At 40.1% G+C, this 17100-nt stretch carries 18 protein-coding genes; 4 read left to right on the top strand and 14 right to left on the bottom strand.

The window, feature by feature from the left end; all coding sequences use genetic code 11:
- Positions 1 to 7: 7 nt before the first annotated feature.
- Entirely contained in the window at positions 8 to 217 is a 210-nt protein-coding gene (locus QFZ73_RS20575; protein WP_076365307.1) for a YqgQ family protein, read from the bottom strand.
- Positions 218 to 431: 214 nt separating this feature from the next.
- On the opposite strand from QFZ73_RS20575, the gene QFZ73_RS20570 reads away from it, so the two are divergent.
- A complete protein-coding gene (locus QFZ73_RS20570; RefSeq protein ID WP_251430910.1) occupies positions 432 to 1289 on the top strand; it encodes a hypothetical protein in 858 nt (285 codons plus the stop codon).
- Here the strand turns inward: QFZ73_RS20570 and QFZ73_RS20565 are convergent.
- The 6 genes from QFZ73_RS20565 to QFZ73_RS20540 form a co-directional block, all read right to left on the bottom strand.
- Positions 1284 to 2822 carry a rhomboid family intramembrane serine protease gene (locus QFZ73_RS20565; protein ID WP_307270091.1) on the bottom strand — a complete coding sequence of 513 codons (1539 nt, stop codon included), beginning with the start codon at positions 2820 to 2822 and terminating at the stop codon, positions 1284 to 1286. The genes QFZ73_RS20570 and QFZ73_RS20565 overlap by 6 nt on opposite strands.
- Before the next feature lie 184 nt (positions 2823 to 3006).
- A protein-coding gene (locus QFZ73_RS20560; RefSeq protein ID WP_307270088.1) for an IS3 family transposase occupies positions 3007 to 4355 on the bottom strand; the annotation gives its coding sequence in 2 pieces (ribosomal slippage) (positions 3007 to 3911 and positions 3911 to 4355; 1350 coding nt in all).
- A gap of 84 nt (positions 4356 to 4439) precedes the next feature.
- Positions 4440 to 4628, bottom strand: coding sequence for a hypothetical protein (locus QFZ73_RS20555; RefSeq protein WP_192205532.1), 189 nt, complete (start codon positions 4626 to 4628; stop codon positions 4440 to 4442).
- 76 nt (positions 4629 to 4704) lie between these two features.
- Positions 4705 to 5277 carry a 5-formyltetrahydrofolate cyclo-ligase gene (locus QFZ73_RS20550; protein ID WP_307270083.1) on the bottom strand — a complete coding sequence of 191 codons (573 nt, stop codon included), beginning with the start codon at positions 5275 to 5277 and terminating at the stop codon, positions 4705 to 4707.
- A 176-nt stretch (positions 5278 to 5453) separates the two neighbouring features.
- Positions 5454 to 5603 (bottom strand): 50S ribosomal protein L33, encoded by a 150-nt coding sequence (rpmG, locus tag QFZ73_RS20545; RefSeq protein ID WP_028391797.1) that lies wholly within the window; start codon positions 5601 to 5603, stop codon positions 5454 to 5456.
- 118 nt (positions 5604 to 5721) lie between these two features.
- Positions 5722 to 6330, bottom strand: a complete 609-nt coding sequence (locus tag QFZ73_RS20540; RefSeq protein ID WP_230161855.1) for a hypothetical protein — start codon at positions 6328 to 6330, stop codon at positions 5722 to 5724.
- Positions 6331 to 6758: 428 nt separating this feature from the next.
- On the opposite strand from QFZ73_RS20540, the gene QFZ73_RS20535 reads away from it, so the two are divergent.
- From QFZ73_RS20535 to QFZ73_RS20525, 3 genes are all read left to right on the top strand, one after another.
- Positions 6759 to 6911 (top strand): hypothetical protein, encoded by a 153-nt coding sequence (locus QFZ73_RS20535; RefSeq protein WP_307270079.1) that lies wholly within the window; start codon positions 6759 to 6761, stop codon positions 6909 to 6911.
- A 229-nt stretch (positions 6912 to 7140) separates the two neighbouring features.
- Entirely contained in the window at positions 7141 to 7263 is a 123-nt protein-coding gene (locus QFZ73_RS20530) for a hypothetical protein (protein ID WP_307270076.1), read from the top strand.
- A gap of 4 nt (positions 7264 to 7267) precedes the next feature.
- A complete protein-coding gene (locus QFZ73_RS20525) occupies positions 7268 to 7450 on the top strand; it encodes a hypothetical protein (protein WP_307270073.1) in 183 nt (60 codons plus the stop codon).
- A gap of 214 nt (positions 7451 to 7664) precedes the next feature.
- Here QFZ73_RS20525 and phoU read toward each other — a convergent pair whose 3' ends face one another.
- From phoU to QFZ73_RS20490, 7 genes are all read right to left on the bottom strand, one after another.
- The gene (gene phoU, locus QFZ73_RS20520) at positions 7665 to 8318 is read right to left on the bottom strand and encodes a phosphate signaling complex protein PhoU (protein ID WP_307270070.1); all 654 of its coding nucleotides are present in this window, start codon (positions 8316 to 8318) and stop codon (positions 7665 to 7667) included.
- 20 nt (positions 8319 to 8338) lie between these two features.
- Positions 8339 to 9160 carry a phosphate ABC transporter ATP-binding protein PstB gene (gene pstB, locus QFZ73_RS20515; protein WP_373459020.1) on the bottom strand — a complete coding sequence of 274 codons (822 nt, stop codon included), beginning with the start codon at positions 9158 to 9160 and terminating at the stop codon, positions 8339 to 8341.
- A gap of 21 nt (positions 9161 to 9181) precedes the next feature.
- Positions 9182 to 10060: a phosphate ABC transporter permease PstA gene (pstA, locus tag QFZ73_RS20510; protein ID WP_307270063.1), complete on the bottom strand. Its 879-nt coding sequence runs from the start codon at positions 10058 to 10060 to the stop codon at positions 9182 to 9184.
- Between the two features lie 3 nt (positions 10061 to 10063).
- Positions 10064 to 10963 (bottom strand): phosphate ABC transporter permease subunit PstC, encoded by a 900-nt coding sequence (gene pstC / locus QFZ73_RS20505; RefSeq protein ID WP_307272948.1) that lies wholly within the window; start codon positions 10961 to 10963, stop codon positions 10064 to 10066.
- Positions 10964 to 11102: 139 nt separating this feature from the next.
- Complete coding sequence (locus QFZ73_RS20500; RefSeq protein ID WP_307270059.1) at positions 11103 to 12065, bottom strand: PstS family phosphate ABC transporter substrate-binding protein; 963 nt, start codon at positions 12063 to 12065, stop codon at positions 11103 to 11105.
- Positions 12066 to 12270: 205 nt separating this feature from the next.
- Positions 12271 to 14439 (bottom strand): peptidoglycan D,D-transpeptidase FtsI family protein, encoded by a 2169-nt coding sequence (locus QFZ73_RS20495; protein ID WP_307270056.1) that lies wholly within the window; start codon positions 14437 to 14439, stop codon positions 12271 to 12273.
- A 191-nt stretch (positions 14440 to 14630) separates the two neighbouring features.
- A complete protein-coding gene (locus QFZ73_RS20490; protein ID WP_251430858.1) occupies positions 14631 to 15851 on the bottom strand; it encodes an MFS transporter in 1221 nt (406 codons plus the stop codon).
- Between the last annotated feature and the right edge of the window lie 1249 nt (positions 15852 to 17100).

Raw genomic sequence — 17100 nt, 5'->3', positions numbered from 1 at the left:
TTTTTTATCAATTTTTTTTCTGTTTTTCCCTTTCAAGAGACAATTGCTGCCTAATTAATAGGATCGCCATTTGATAATCTTTCGTATCCATCATCTGCATACGGTGGATTTCCCTTATTTCGGCTTCCATCAGTTCAAGCTCGGCTAAGCGATCACCAATATAGATAAATGTACCGAATCTTTTCAAGTATTGTTGAAGATCATAATATGTTTTCATAGTAAACCTCTTTACTCTTTTCTATATGAAAGTATATCGAATCAGCCTCTTCGTAACAAGCGCCCATTACCCCTTTTGATAATTTGCCCCATCCCCCTCATACATGTCCAACTGTATTCATATGATGAAATATCAAGAATGTGGACTCTTTCGATTTAATTTAGCACCTTAATGTTTTTAAACCATTCATCACGCGTGAAAACGGAGGGGAAAAATGAAAGTACAATTGAAGTATACCGTCTTTTTGGTCTTAACCACCATTTTTGTCATCCTATATTTATCAAATCATAAACAGACAGAGGAAACCATCATTTTTTTTCCCATCGATTCCTCGCTCCATTTTGAACATGCTTCCACCCACCTGACTCCGAAGGGTACCGGGGATTCCACCTATACCATCACTTGGAGGGTGGATTCTTCGTTGGACCGGCCTGCTTACTTACGTCAGGACGTATCGCTTTTGTACAAAAATGGAAAATTGGCAGGAGCTTTAAAAAATTGGCGCCAAAATAAACAAGAACTCTCTCAAAAAGCGAAATCTAAAGAATCCGAGAGTGGGCGCTATGAAGCGGTAACGTTCCATTATGCCGAGGTTCATCCGAGTGACACAATTTTCACCAGTGCCCAGCAGCTCAGTAAAGATAAACTCTATACAGTAACGACACCGGTTTTTCAATTTTTCCACCGTCCCCTTTCAGAAGAACAGGTTCAATGGAAAAAAACGCTGGACGGCTTGACAGATCAAACGGTTCGAAATGGTTTGGAGAAAGCCGGTCAAGCATTTCAGGTTAATCTGGATCAGTACAAAATCATCTCTTTAACAGATCTGCCCTCAAAGAAAAATCAATGGCTTGCTGCCTTCCCCCAATTCAAACGGGAAGAAATTGTGGGAAAACTGTGGGAAGGACTTTACAAAAATTATGTGCTGGGAATAAAAAAGGAGGATGGATCCACTGTGAGTCCACAAGGTAGCACCATCCCCCTATTGCTTATGGCGAAAAATCAAAGTGAAATACTTGTCTTGTTTACCCTGAAAGACGGTACCCCAATCATGCTGCGTCAAAAGTTATAGTTGCTTTTCAATTTCTGCCAGCAGTTTAGTGTATGACTTATTATCCGGGGCAAGCTCAATAGCCTTATCAGCTTGCTCCTTAGCTTGATCGAATGAATCGAGATTCATGTAGACTAAGGCAAGATTGTAATGGGCTTCATGCAAATCCGGATTACTTTCAATCGCTTTTTCATAATAATCCCTAGCTTTGTAAATGTCCTCTTTATCATAAAATAAATTTCCTAGCATAAACAGCGATAGCGGTGCATCAGGATTTGCATCAACATATTTGAGTAACATCCTTTCCGCTTTATCCTCTTCATCATCATCAATATACTTTTGGGCCAGCATGGCCATGGTATTATCATCTATGGCTGCACTTTCCTGATGATTGAAACCAAATTGAAGCAGGGCATAGGTCAGTATCCCCGTCCCTATCAGAAAAGCCAGCTGCCGAAAGATATTCTTGGATTTTGGCAAATGGACCACTCCAGCAGCCAAGAACCCTCCGATCAAACCTCCGATATGCCCTGCATTGTCAATTCCCGAAACGGTGAAACCGTATATTAAGTTTATGATGATCAACACGATCACCGATGAACCCATCGAGCGCATGAATAATTTCGGATAGACGATGCCAAAGTACAGAAGTGCCCCAAAACAGCCAAAAATGGCTCCGCTCGCTCCTGCGGAAAGATTCGGGGTCATGATGAAGCTGCCTAGAGTTCCAGCGAAACCAGCGAATATATAGATGAAAAGGAACCTGGCATTACCGTAAATCCTTTCAACTTCAGCACCGATCAAATACAATGAAAATGTATTCATCAGTAAATGAATGAACCCGATATGGACGATGATCGGTGTAAGGAACCTCCACCATTCCCCTTGTATGATATAAGGGGAAAATTTAGCGCCAAACTCAATCAAGGTTTTGGAATTGGTACTGCCCCCATTAAACTCCATCAGGATGAACACAGCTATTTGTATCGCCATGAATATATATGTAAAGAATGGCTTATTGGCATTTTGAAATACCTTCTGCTCAGCCTTAGCCTTTTTGACTGACTGCGAGATGGCGTCCTTCTTTACTGCGAGAACCTTTTCCTCATCTATTTCATTTTCTTCAAGAATTTGAATTGAAAGTGGTTTTTTCAAAACATGTTCAAGGTTTTGCAACGAATCATGAAAGTTTTCACAAGTTAGAAGAAACGTGTTAACATTCGTTTTATTAAAGGAGGCCACCCGTGAACTAAAGTCATGATCATCCACCGGGGCGAATTTACTGACATAGATACTTAATATGTTTATGGGCTTTCTGTATAATTTCCTTCTGATTCTTTCCCCATTCTGCAATGTTCGGTCGATATCGCGTTTCAGCCAATTAGCCCAATCCAAATCATGTCGAATGAGTCTTATGACTGGAAACTCCTTATTCTTATCGCTCTCAAGCCAAATCTCCTGATGGTTTTCCGTGACAGTGATCATTCGATAATCATAATGGGCAGACAACTCCCTTATGGTTTCCCAAAACAAATAATCCTCTTTAAATCCCAATGCCTTCCCCACTTTCCAATGAAACTTAAGCTTCTACAATTCCTGTTTCTTTAATTAAAACTATAGACGAAATCATGTAAAAAGTAAAAAAGGAGACTGTTTAAAATCCACCCTCCCCGATCCTTATAAATAAAAAAGGAACCCCTGATTGAAGTGAACCCAAAAAGTTAGACATTTTATTTACTTAGGCAGCCTTGAGGGCATGAACCCGGTAATCTACCGGGCTCATGCCTTTTAATTTTACCTTGATTCGTTGATGATTGTAGTAATGGATATATTCTTCTAGTTCTTGTTTGAAATGCTCCATGCTTTCAAATTCTTGAAGATAGAGTAATTCGGATTTTAATAAGCCAAAGAAGTTTTCAATGACCGCATTATCGAGACAATTTCCTTTGCGGGACATGCTTTGTGTAATGTTATGTTTTTTCAAATCATGCGAGTATTGTTTCATCTGATAATGCCAGCCCTGATCTGAATGGAGAATGGGTGAATCTTTCGATTCCAAGCGATCAAAGGCTTTATCCAGCATTTTGGAAACGAGCGGATAAACAGGACGAGATTCGATATTATAGGCGATGATTTCTCCATTAAACAGGTCTAGAATGGCCGATAAGTATAGTTTCTCCCCAGCTAGATGGAATTCTGTGACGTCTGTCACCCATTTTTCATTGGACTTTGCCGCCTTGAAATCACGTGCTAGAATGTTGGGCGCAATCTTGCCGATGTTCCTTTTGTACGAACGGTATTTCTTCATGCGAACTAATGACTTCAATCCTAGTTCATTCATCAATCGGAGAACTGTTTTATGATTGATGCGAGCACCTCGGTTACGTAATTCTAGGGTGATACGCCGATACCCATAACGCCCTTTATGCGTATGGAATATCTCTTTGATAAGGGATTTAATTTCTGTGTATTTATCCTCACGCCCGAAGGCGTTTACCCAATAATAGTACGTACTCCGTGCCATTTTAGAAATGGATAGAAGCAGATTTAAATCAAATTGTTTCCTTAGTTCATGGACTACTTTCGCTTTTTCTTTCTTTGTAAGGCTTCCTTTTCTTGAACTAAGGCATTCAACTTTTTTAGATAGGCATTCTCTGCACGTAAGTATTCTAATTCGGCAAGAAGTGCTTCTTGAGAGCCATTAGCTGGCGATTTTTTCTTAGTTTCTTTTTTCATGGATAGACGCCCCTTTTTCTTTGGTTTAAGGGCGTCTATACCTCCTTCCTTAAACTGATTTGCCCAATTCAAAAGTGTAGAATCAGAAGGAAGGTTATAGTGTACAGCGGTCTCGTTGATCGATGCCCCATATTCGTTCATATATTTAAGTACTTCTAGTTTAAAGGGCAAAGTGTAATTTGTATAGGATGAAACAAGTCCTTCCATCCCATGTTTTAGATAGCGAGCGACCCATCTTTTCAGAGGGGATAAACCTACATTTCTTTCTTGAGCAATGGATTTATAGGATTTTTTCCCTTCTAAGTACTCTAAAACTGCATTTGATTTTTCGTCTATCGTATATTTAGTCAAAAAAACTGCACCTCCAATTGTTAGATGTTGTCTAACAATTGGGGTGCAGTTCAGATCAGGTTCCTTTTTAAAATGCCGGCATCCTCATTTGGTCTGAGTGAACATGCTTTGCATCATTTTATCCCTAAACATTGGCATATCCAAGGATTTAGTCACTAGAAATCTTCTCAGCATGCCGTTGGACAGCGCAACATTTATCAGGCGGTACCGGTTTTGGTAACCTGCATAAACAACTAAACCAACCAAGAAGATTTGAATAATTAATCGAAGCATAACAATCCCTCCTATCAATAGTTTGATACAGGACAGGATTTTTATGAGCTAAAAGTGATAAATAATAAACTTCTTCTTAATGGGCGTACGTGCGTATGACCCTGGATGGCGTAATGAGTTTGCCGACCGCTATATCATGTACCTCTATCGGGAGTTCATCCATTAATTGAAACTCGTATGTAAGGGCCAATGTATCTCCTCGGTAATAAGATAGGAAACGGTCATAATAGCCCCCTCCAAAGCCTAGGCGATACCCTTCCTTGGTAAAAGCAAGACCGGGTACGATCAATGCATCCAATTCCTCTTTGCGAGCCTTGGCTGTTTCAGCCACTGGTTCTAGCAATCCGTAATAAACAGACTCCAGCTGATTGAAGGACGAAATTTTTTTGAATTCCATTGTCTTTTTTTCAGGATCACATTTTGGTACAGCCACTTCTTTTCCTTCACTCCATGCTTGTTTTATGATTCGTACCGTTGGAACTTCAGGCGGGATGGAGATGGTGATGCCAATTGTTTCAGCTTTTTTCCATTCTTCCAGTGAAAATAAGTTTTCAGCGATTCTGTTCGATAATTCTTCATGTTCCTTTTTAGACAGCTCCATTAAGCGGGACCTAACTTCTTGGCGGAGCTTATTCTTGTTTTCTCTCATCTTTTCCGACTCCTTTAGTCTACTTCTATCATTATCTTATAATATTTGTTCATTTACGAAAATACGGTGTCGGAAATCGCTGAATCATTAGTGCATTCTGAAAATATTCACTAAAGGAAAGAGAGAAAGAAGGAATAAAAAAATGCATAAAAAAACAACAGGAAAAATCCTGTTGCTTACTTTGTTTCACGGTGAGTCGTGCTGCGTTTTTCTCTTGAGCAGTATTTTTTAAGCTCAAGACGGTCTGGATTGTTACGTTTATTTTTTTTAGAAATATAGTTACGGTCTCCACATTCAGTGCAAGCTAATGTAATATTCACGCGCATTGTGTATTTCCCTCCAAACATATTGACTTTTTCACATAGGACTTTTCTATAATAGCATTATTCAATGCGAATTGCTAGTATGTTTTTTGGGAAATCCAACATTAACTTTTTTGAATTCTTAATTGTTTACGTTTTGCATCGTCAGGAGGAGCTGATTATTTATAACTTTCGCTTCTTCTTTCGTTTCAGCATGAATGACCCAAGCCACAGCTTCCACACATTCTTTCGGTAAAATTTCCGTCTCTAACGTAAACACGCTGGTAACTTCCCCTTTGGCGAGCGGTGAATAAGCCAGGAGCCCTTCTTTCAATGATTTGAAACATCCCTCTTGATAAAGGCTTCCCTTACCTTGGATGCAATATTGAGCGATGCTTTTTCCTTTCACCAATCCACCCAATAAGGCAATCGATTGAGGGGCTACATGTAAAATCGCCCGTTCATTCGGGCTGTAAAAAGCGACCGCCTGCCTTTCGAAAGCGTTTTCATAGTGAAAAAACACTTTAGGGCGCTTAGTCTCGAATGAGGTATTCCTAATCGTGAACTTCGAAAAGGTCACCTGTCCTTGGGTATATGTTTGTGAAAGTGTCCGGATCTCTCCATTAGGATGACTCATCATATCTTCCTCAGGATACCAATCGAAACTCTCATCCATCCATAACCCAGCCTTTAATCCTTTACGAAATATATCCTGATTATCCTGCGGCATATACGCGAATAGCGAATTCATAATAATCATCCCTTCCCCTTCATTATCCTTATATAACTTATCGTTAGGCGCTGACAGTGAAACAATCCACTTTAGAATCTGCACACCATTTTCTTATAGGTTCGTCAATTTTTAATTATTCAAAATATTTGGTTTTTTTCGATTTATTCTATCTTTATGTTAGCACTGAATTGGCTGATGGACAATAAACACATTTTGTCGAATTTTATGTATGTTATCTCTCAAAGGTTTTTTTTTCCATTTTAATGCCTAATTTTTTTTCTTCAACGACGGTCATAAGGCTTTTCGACAATATTTGAAAAAAAACAGACAATAAATGAAATATACGGCCCATTTCCGAAAATATAAAAATATGAAAATCTCCAATTTTTTAAAAATACGTGTAAAATATAAATATATTGTCGAAAATTGTCTTCTGAGGTGAAAACATGGAAACACTTATCATCCTTTTTTTTTCATTAGCGATCGTCCTTCTCATCATTTCCTTTTTCGGTACAGATAAAGTTGCAAAATTGGAAGAAGATTTAGAACAGATGACACTAACGTATATGCAGGACATCCACCAATTAAACAAGAGGTGAAGATTCTTGAAGAGGAATTCGTTATCCAGGACGACCTTGTTCCCCCTGTAAAGAATAAATCAACTGTCAATTCCAATGATATGGAGCCTATTCATGAAATTCTAAGAAGCCAGGTTCTTTCTTTTTATAGTCAAGGTCTTTCTTTGGACCAGATCGCTAGACAATCCTCATTAACGAAGGAACAAACCATTTCAGTGATCGAGCAGCAAAGATTGCGGGGTGAATGAGAATGAACAAAGCAAGACTGCAAGGTCTTTCCGCCGGCATCATTTTTACAACAACAATCTTTGCTGGCTTTTATTATGGCACCGGATTATTCGAAGGCACCACCCCTACTGCGGAGGGAAGCTAAGGAATTGCTCGTGAAGCAGGGATTCGTCGTTACACTTCCCAAGGAGGCAACTAAAAAGACCGTCCAACCACCAGGGAATGCGGAAAAGGATTTAATGGAGAAAGAGGCTTCAAAAAAAGATCCCTCCATCGTCACCTATACGATTAAAGTGAAAACGAATATGACCACAACCGAAATTTGCCGATAGCCTTTCCAAGGAAAAGATCATCGATGATGCTGCTGGATTTGAAGCTTATATGAATGTGCATGTTCACTCAAAAAAAGTTCAAATCGGCGAGTTTGTGGTTCGAATAATATGACATATAGACAATTGGCCAATACTTTGACCCATTAATAAATAAGAGAGACTTTTAAATGGACGATGTCCGAAAAAGCCTCTCTTTTTTTCAATTAGGATGGGTTCATTCATTCCTGCTAATATATCTCCCTCTTACCAGGAAATAAATATTCTCTGCGATATTCGTTGTATGGTCAGCCGTTCTTTCCAAATATCGTGCAATTAAAGAAAGCTGTGTGATCTGCTGAAGGTTTTTTTCATCTGAAAGCCGAAGGAGACTTCGAATCATCTCTCCATAAAAGCGATCGACTTCATCATCCATTTCAATGATTTCTCTTGAAAGAACAACATCTTCCTTCTCAAATGCTTCTATCGAAAGTTCAATCATCTTTAATGTAATATCATGCATTTGCTTTAAAGGTGTTAAGGGCAGAATAAATGGCTGGTCACCAATTCGGATGGCCGATTTAGCGATATTGACGCCAAAGTCCGCCATCCTTTCAATATCTGAAGCTATTTTTATGGCAGCAATGATTCTCCGTAAATCAATCGCAACCGGCTGTTGCTTAGCAATCAGTAAAATCGCAAAGTCATTAATTTCCTCTTCCAGTAAATCAGCTATTGTATCATCATCAATAACCTCAAGAGCATCATCTACATTATTGTTTTCCAGTGCGGCATATGATTTTGATATGGCACCTGAAGCTAAATTTGCCAACTTCACGATTTTCTCCTGTAGCTCTTTCAATTGAAGCTCGAAATTTTCACGAACGATCATTATCGCATCTCCCTTTCTCTTTAACCGAAGCGTCCGGTAATGTAATCTTCTGTTCTTTTATCATTCGGATTAGAGAAGATGGTGTTTGTATCAGAATATTCGATGACTTCCCCATTTAAGAAGAAGGCTGTTCTATCAGAGATACGTGCTGCCTGCTGCATGTTGTGGGTAACGATGATGATGCTGTAATCCTTTTTCAGTTCTTGGACCAATTCTTCTATTTTCAAAGTGGAAATCGGATCAAGGGCAGAAGTCGGTTCATCCATTAAAATGACATCTGGTTCGATTGCCAAACATCTGGCGATACAAAGGCGCTGTTGCTGTCCACCTGAAAGTCCATATGCATTTTCATGCAGACGGTCTTTCACTTCACCCCAAATGGCTGCCCCTTTTAAACTCTTTTCAACTATCTCATCAAGAATTTTTTTATTTTTGATTCCATGAATCCTTGGTCCGTATACAACATTTTCATAAATTGATTTAGGAAAAGGATTAGGCTTTTGGAAGACCATCCCCACCTGTGTCCTTAAGTCTTCCACCTTATAGGACTGATCGAGGATATTCCTGTTCCTATATTTGATCTGGCCTGTCGTTTTAACATCCGGGACTAGTTCTATCATTCGGTTCAATGTTTTGATGTAGGTGGATTTCCCACATCCTGAAGGCCCTATGATGGCGGTCACTTCATTTTGATGCATATCCAGATTAATATTTTTCAAAGCATGGTTTTCTCCATACCATAAATTGAGATTGGATGTTTCATACACCTTTTCCGTCAGGGCTGCTGAACCGACATTATCGATCCCAATTGCCGGTGACTCTTGTTCTCTCGTTAAGGTCATATTCATGCTTCCTTCCTCCTATCAGTATCTTTTCTGGAATTTATTTCGAATTATAACCGCTATTGAATTCATGAAGATTAACAGGAAGAGTAAAACGATGATTCCCGCGGCAGCCACCTGCTGGAATTCCTCCTGCGGACGAGATGTCCAATTATAGATTTGCATTGGCAGCACGGTAAATGTATCCATGACCGTTTGAGGTAAAAAGGCGATGAACATTGGTATGCCAACAACCACCAATGGCGCCGTTTCACCGATTGCCCGTGACAAAGCAAGTATGCCCCCAGTTAAAATTCCAGGTATCGCAGCAGGTAGGACCACTTTCAAAATCGTTTGCCACTTTGTAGCACCCATTCCAAAAGAAGCTTCCCTTAAATCACGAGGAACCGCACGTATGGCCTCTTGGGCAGCTACTATGATGACCGGGAGGACCAGTAGGCTCATGGTCAAGCCTGCTGCTAATATGGACCGGTCCAAGGCTAGAGCACGAACGAAAACCGTTAAGCCCAGCAGTCCAAATACTATTGACGGGACACCTGCCAGATTGGAAATATTCACTTTGATAAAAGTGGTGATCCAATTCTTCCTGGCATATTCCTCTAAATAAATGGCCGTTCCAACACCAAGCAGCAGGGAAACTGGAGCAACCACTACCATCAACCATATTGAACCGATCAGCGCTGCCTTTATACCAGCCTCTTCAGGTTTCCTGGAAGCGAAATTCTGAAGGAAATCCCCATTCAGACTACCAATTCCTTGAGTGAATATCCGATAAAATAAGATGGCCAATACAATGAGGCCAACCAATGTTGCCAAGAAGAATAATCCTTTAAAAATCGTGTTAACAGCCAGCCTAACGGGCATTTTTTTTGCAACATGACTTTTGTTTATCAGTTTCATGTCTTAATATTCCTCCCTGAACCTGCGAGAGATGAACTGCGCCAGTAAATTCATGATAAGCGTAAAGACGAACAGTGTCATTCCAACCGCATATATGCTGTAGTAAATCGTTGTCCCGTACCCTGCATCCCCCGAACTGACCTGTACGATATAAGCGGTCATCGTTTGAATCGATGAAGTGACATCCATGCTCATATTTGGTGTCGAGCCCCCGGCAACACTCACAATCATGGTTTCCCCGATCGCTCTGGATAAAGCAAGAACGATGGATGCCACAATTCCTGAAATGGCTGCTGGCAATACCACTTTAATTGTCGTTTCGAGTTTCGTTGCTCCTAAAGCATACGCACCTTCGCGAATCGACTTCGGTACCGATACAAGGGCATCTTCCGACAAAGAGGCTATCATCGGCATGATCATGATACCTACAACGATCCCAGGACTTAAGGCATTGAACATGTCAAGGAAAGGAAATAAATCCCGCAAAACCGGTGTAACAAAAGTTAAGGCAAAAAAGCCGTAAACGATAGTAGGAATCCCAGCTAAAACTTCTAAAATCGGCTTGATGATTCTCCGTGTTTTCTCAGATGCATATTCACTCAAGAAAATGGCTGTTGCAAGCCCGACTGGAACTGCAACCACCGCTGCTATGACTGTTATCTTCAACGTTCCAACGATAAGGGGCATAATCCCATAGGAAGGTGCAGATGCAAATGGCAGCCATTTAGCTTCTGTAAAAAACTCGACGATAGATACTCTGTCAAAAAAGATAAATGTTTCAAATATAAGCGTCAGGATGATCCCGATTGTAGTGAAAACGGAAATTGCCGCCGTAAGGAACAAAAGCTTAGGTATGACTTTTTCCATATTCATTTTTTTCTTACTTTTCTTTTCCAGGATCATTTGCTGTACAGAATAGGTTTCTGTTTTTCTAAGTTCCAACTTGCATCCTCCATTTCTGACACGCAATATTTGGATTTACAAGCTGTTACCCCCGCCTTAATCGTGCCAAGGCGGGATTTCAGTAGCCTGTAATATCGTTTTATTTTTCCAGTTCTTTTAATTTATCAAGATCTTTCTGGTACTCTTCTTCAGGCAGGCTGATATAACCCACTTCTTCAGCAAGCTCTCCTGCATTTTCGATGACGAATTGAGTATAATCTGCAACTTGTTCTTTTTCAGCTACCGACTTATTAGCTACATATGTGTAAAGTGGACGTGATAATGGTGCATACTCCCCACTTTTAATCGTTTCATGCGTTGGCTCTACAGCGCCTTTGCCGTTGTCGATGGAAATGATTTTTAACTTATCTTTATTTTCAGCATAGTAGGCATAACCGAAGAATCCAATCGCATTTTTATCACCTTCTACACCTTGTACAAGAACGTTATCATCTTCTGAAAGCGTCGCATTTTCCACCATCGGTTTTTCTTCAAGGATCACTTCATTGAAATAATCATATGTTCCTGAATCTGTTCCCGGAGAGTAGAATTTAATTTCTTCCTTCGGCCATTCAGGACGTATATCAGACCATTTCTTCACCTTTCCATTATCAACCCACAGTTTTTGAAGCTCTTCGACTGTTAGTGAATCGATGAATTCATTATCTTTATTGGCGACGATTGAAATCCCGTCAAATGCCAGTTTCAATTCTGTATATTTAACGCCCTTTTCATCTAGTAAGGCACTTTCCTCTTCTTTGACCGGACGGGATGCATTGGCTAGGTCCGTATCACCAGCGATGAATTTCTTGAATCCCCCACCTGTTCCTGACGATCCCACTGAAACCTTCACATCAGGCTGTGTACCCATATATTCTTCGGCAACTGCCTCCATGATCGGAAAGACCGTTGAAGAACCATCCGTAATAACTTCTCCCTGCAGTTGGCCAGATCCTTTTCCTTCACTGCTGCTTGTCTTAGTGTCATCGGATCCACAACCCGCCGCTACTGCAATTACTCCACCCATCATTACAGTCATTGCCATACCTTTGAAACGTCTCATTTGTAAATCCCCCTAAGAATTTTATATGAATATTTTGTCCTACTCTCACATCATACTTTCAGACTGTAAATTCCGTTTAAAGCATTTGTAAATATTCAGTAAATAATTGTGTGCTAATTGTAAAGATGAAATAACTGTACTGATCCAGTTCTAAAAATGCAAAAAAACACGTTTTCGGTTTTACCCAAAAACGTGTTTTAACCTTTTATTCATTTTCCTGGCTTTTCCTAACTTCAGCCTGGTCCTCTTGAACGTCTTTACCATTCTCCACTTTCAAATCAGTCGAGGTTTCGGTATTTTCCTTCTTAGCCCGTTCTTTTTTAAGTTCGAAATAAGTATCCATGATTTCTTCACCTATCTCTTTACTCATGCTATGGCCCGTATGTCCTTGGTATGCCCACGGCACAACCACCGCAAAAGCGACCTCAGGATTTTTAGCTGGGGCGTAGCCAACAAGCGTGATGTTCATCGTTTCTTGGGGCTCGCTATAATCCATCCGGTTCGGGCCGTCATAGAACGCTTCCGCAGTACCGGTTTTAGCTGCCACTGTATACGATTTTTTCCCAAAATAGGTATAAGCCGTTCCGCCTTGTTCCATCGCAACTTTCTCGAAACCGCTCTGAACACGTTCAATCCATTCTTCCTTCATATCAAGACGATTAAGGACAGTCGGTGAAACGTCTTCGGCAATAGGTCCCAATTCCTCATTATTATCAACCGGATCGCGGATTTCCTTAACCATATGCGGCTTCATGCGGTTACCGCCATTCGCAATGGCTGAAGCATATTGCACGAGCTGCATTGGTGTGTACGTATCATACTGTCCGATAGCAAGGTCAAGCAGCTTACCTGGAGATGTTTCGGAACCTTTGAATCCGCTCATTTCATTAGGAAGATCAATCCCCGTGCGGACTCCCAAGCCAAACTGGGCAAATGAATTCCGCATGGTCGAAAAGGCGCTTGAACTAATATTCAAAGGTTCATTCGGCACATAATGCGCACCTGCAATATTAATTGCCGTTCTGAACATATAAACGTTCGAAGATACTTTCAATGCGGTCAAATCATTAATGTTCCCGAAGTCACTATATGAACCTTTGGCCGGTGTACCTTTGATTTTCAACTTCGTATCATAAAAGTACGTACCCGGCTGGATCGCACCTTGCTGATAACCGGTTAAAACGGTAGCACCTTTAACCGCAGAACCCATCGTATAGGAAGTCGTGATATTTCCTAATGCAAAGTCCTCAATGGAGGATTTCCCCGTTTTTGGGTCCTTCTCATATTTTTTTCCAGCCATCGTTAATACTTCCCCTGTATCGGGATCCATCATGACGACAAAGGCCCTATCCAAGAATTTGGTGTTACCCATCTTTTTCTTGGCAATCAATTGCTTTTCAATGATTTCCTCAGTTGCAAGCTGCAAATCCATATCAACTGTCAATATAAGATCTTTTCCTCGCGAACCTTCAGTAATCACTTCGGAATCGACAACATTTCCTGATTTATCGGTCACATTCCTTACTTTCGCTTTCTGTCCTTGGAGGATATCTTCATATTGCGCCTCAATATAACTCTTACCTACACGGTCATTCCGGCTGTAATCACGTGCAAGGTAGTAGTTCAGGCTTTCACTAGGCAACCCTTCTTCAGATGAGGAAACTTTACCTAATACAGATTTAAGTGTTTTATTATATGTATAAAAACGATCCCAATCTGTTGATATATCGACCCCAGGGAGAGAATCAAGGTTTTCACTCACCCTGGCGAATTCTTCTTTTGTTACTTTCTTGTTTTTCACAATTTGCGGGGTAAGGGCATATCCGCTTGCAAATTCCCTATAGATGGCAAGGACTTCTAGATCTTTTTTCGAAAGCTTCATTTCACCTAAAGTAATCCGATCAAGCTGAAGCTTATACAAATCACTTTCTTCCATCTCGCCCTCTTCCACTTTTTTCCGCTCTTTATCCGTAATCTTTTTCTCGGCCAGCTTTGGATTATTCAAAATCCAAAAATCCTTTTTATCTCGTTCAGTCACTTTGCCTGTTTCCTTTTCGATCAACTTCGCGAGTTTCTCAGCCGTTTCCACCATTTCTGTTTGTTTCGTACCTTGCTTTCGTGTATATGTAATTGCATCCAGTGGTTGGTTATCGACCATCAGTTTTAAATTCCGGTCATACATTTTCCCACGGGGCACCGAATTATTCACGGTCACTTCCTCTGTTCTTTCAATCTCACGCCGGTAATCATCACCATAAACAATCTGTACAACACCCAAGCGTAAAATTAAAGCGGAAAACAAAACAAACACTAAAAAGAAAAGAATATTCAATCTGAAAGGCACATGCGTCTTTTTCTTTTTCTTTTTATTCACACTAAGCCACACATCCTTTTTACATAGTCATAATAGTCCTATACTATTCTATAGAACATTTATATTTTTTTCTACCTTAGTGTTCTAGAAATTTTAAACATCTAACGAACTTTAATAAAAAGTGACTTACGGCTCATAAATCCTAAAACCGTAAGTCATGTTTATTGAAAAGAGGCCTCTAAGGCCTCTTTTCAATCTTGGTCAATGATATCGATTTTCCGTACAAACCAATATATCACGGTATGCCCTGCACCGACGATTAACAGATAAATCGGCAGTAATTGCTTTAGGTCGAAAAACATGACGGAAAGTATGAATCCTGATATGGATACAATCCTTCCAATATGAACGAACAGTTCCCGGACAACGATATATTCAATCCTCATTTCCGCCGCTTTCCAAGCGCGTCCTATAATGTCATAAGTCAATGATATATAAGGGACCAAAAGAATAGGATAAGCGGTAGCGACAATTGCCCCATAAATGAGAAGCTTCCCGAATGTGATATCAAATGCAATCAATAAGACCCCTGCATACAACAGGATTCCTCCAATAAGAATCGCTTTTTTTCGCATCGGCTGTTTTATATATCGTGAAGCAAAAAAATACGCAACGAATGATATGGCCGAATTTAACAGACCATAGCTCCCTAAGGCAAGTTCACTATCCGTCTGAATGAAAACGGTAATCGAAATGATGAACATGAATGTGCCCTCTCGAATCCCTTGAAAAAAGTGAGCACGAGTGATCAAGAGCCAATTCCGATTGTTTTTCCGTTCCTGCAATATCCGAAAGAAATAGTATCTGCCATGCGCTGGACGTCTTTTTAACGAAAAGCTAAGAAACACCGCAACGGAAAACAATAGCAAAGACAATCCGAATACAATGGAATATCCAGTGAATTTTTCAAGCCTTGAAATGATGAACCCTGAAAGAATCGGACCGACCATTCCCCCAAGTGATGATAAAATTCCTAAAAAACCATTGAAGAAATCCCTTGTTTCCGGTTCAGTTATCTCAAAAGTCAATACATTATAAGCAAGCCAATAAAACCCATAACCGATTCCTAACAGTCCTCCAAGCAACCAAAGGAAATCCGTTGCCCGTGTGCCGACCAATAGGACTGATAAATAAAATAGAGCCAAAAAGATAACACCCAGACGCAAAACAATGATTCGATCAACCTTTTTCGCCAGCCTCCCAGCAAAGACAAAAGTAAGCGGTTGAAAAAGCACCACGGTTAGATTATATACGGCAATATCAACAATTTGACCGGATTGTTTCCACAAGTACACATTAACGAATGTATTGGATAAAGCAATACTTAGGCTGTACAGCCCGCCAATAAACAATAGGAGGTGCAGGTCCTTCTTCCCTCCCGCTTCACCCAACCATCTCTCTAAAATACCCATTGTTTTAACTCTCCTTTAAATTCCACTCTAGTGTTTGAAAAAACAAAAGAATTTATGTGAAAAAAGGTAAAGAAAACTCTTCGACTGGCGAAGACAGAGTAGTAGTTGCTCTTACACTGGTTTCCTTAAAGCTCTTCCTTTTAAGAACAGTGTAAAGAAACTCTTCGACTGGCGAAGACAGAGAAGTAGTTGCACTTACACTGGTTTCCTTAAAAGCTCTTCCTTTTATATCAAGAACAGTGTAAAGAAAACTCTTCGACTGGCGAAGACAGAGAAGTAGTTGCACTTACACTGGTTTCCTTAAAAGCTCTTCCTTTTATATCAAGAACAGTGTAAAGAAAACTCTTCGACTGGCGAAGACAGAGTAGTAGTTGCTCTTACACTGGTTTCCTTAAAGCTCTTCCTTTTAAGAACAGTGTAAAGAAACTCTTCGACTGGCGAAGACAGAGAAGTAGTTGCTCTTACACTGGTTTCCTTAAAAGCTCTTCCTTTTATATCAAGAACAGTGTAAAGAAAACTCTTCGACTGGCGAAGACAGAGTAGTAGTTGCTCTTACACTGGTTTCTTAAAAGCTCTTCCTTTTATATCAAGAACAGTGTAAAGAAAACTCTTCGACTGGCGAAGACAGAGAAGTAGTTGCACTTACACTGGTTTCCTTAAAAGCTCTTCCTTTTATATCAAGAACAGTGTAAAGAAAACTCTTCGACTGGCGAAGACAGAGTAGTAGTTGCTCTTACACTGGTTTCCTTAAAGCTCTTCCTTTTAAGAACAGTGTAAAGAAACTCTTCTGGCGAAGACAGAGAAGTAGTTGCTCTTACACTGGTTTCCTTAAAAGCTCTTCCTTTTATATCAAGAACAGTGTAAAGAAAACTCTTCGACTGGCGAAGACAGAGAAGTAGTTGCACTTACACTGGTTTCCTTAAAAGCTCTTCCTTTTATATCAAGAACAGTGTAAAGAAAACTCTTCGACTGGCGAAGACAGAGTAGTAGTTGCACTTACACTGGTTTCCTTAAAAGCTCTTCCTTTTATATCAAGAACAGTGTAAAGAAAACTCTTCGACTGGCGAAGACAGAGTAGTAGTTGCTCTTACACTGGTTTCCTTAAAGCTCTTCCTTTTAAGAACAGTGTAAAGAAACTCTTCGACTGGCGAAGACAGAGAAGTAGTTGCACTTACACTGGTTTCCTTAAAAGCTCTTCCTTTTATATCAAGAACAGTGTAAAGAAAACTCTTCGACTGGCGAAGACAGA

The sequence above is a fragment of the Peribacillus sp. V2I11 genome, assembly GCF_030817135.1.
GTDB lineage: Bacteria > Bacillota > Bacilli > Bacillales > DSM-1321 > Peribacillus > Peribacillus simplex.
Note: the sequence above shows the minus strand (reverse complement) of the source record. Positions and strands in the feature narration are given on the sequence as shown.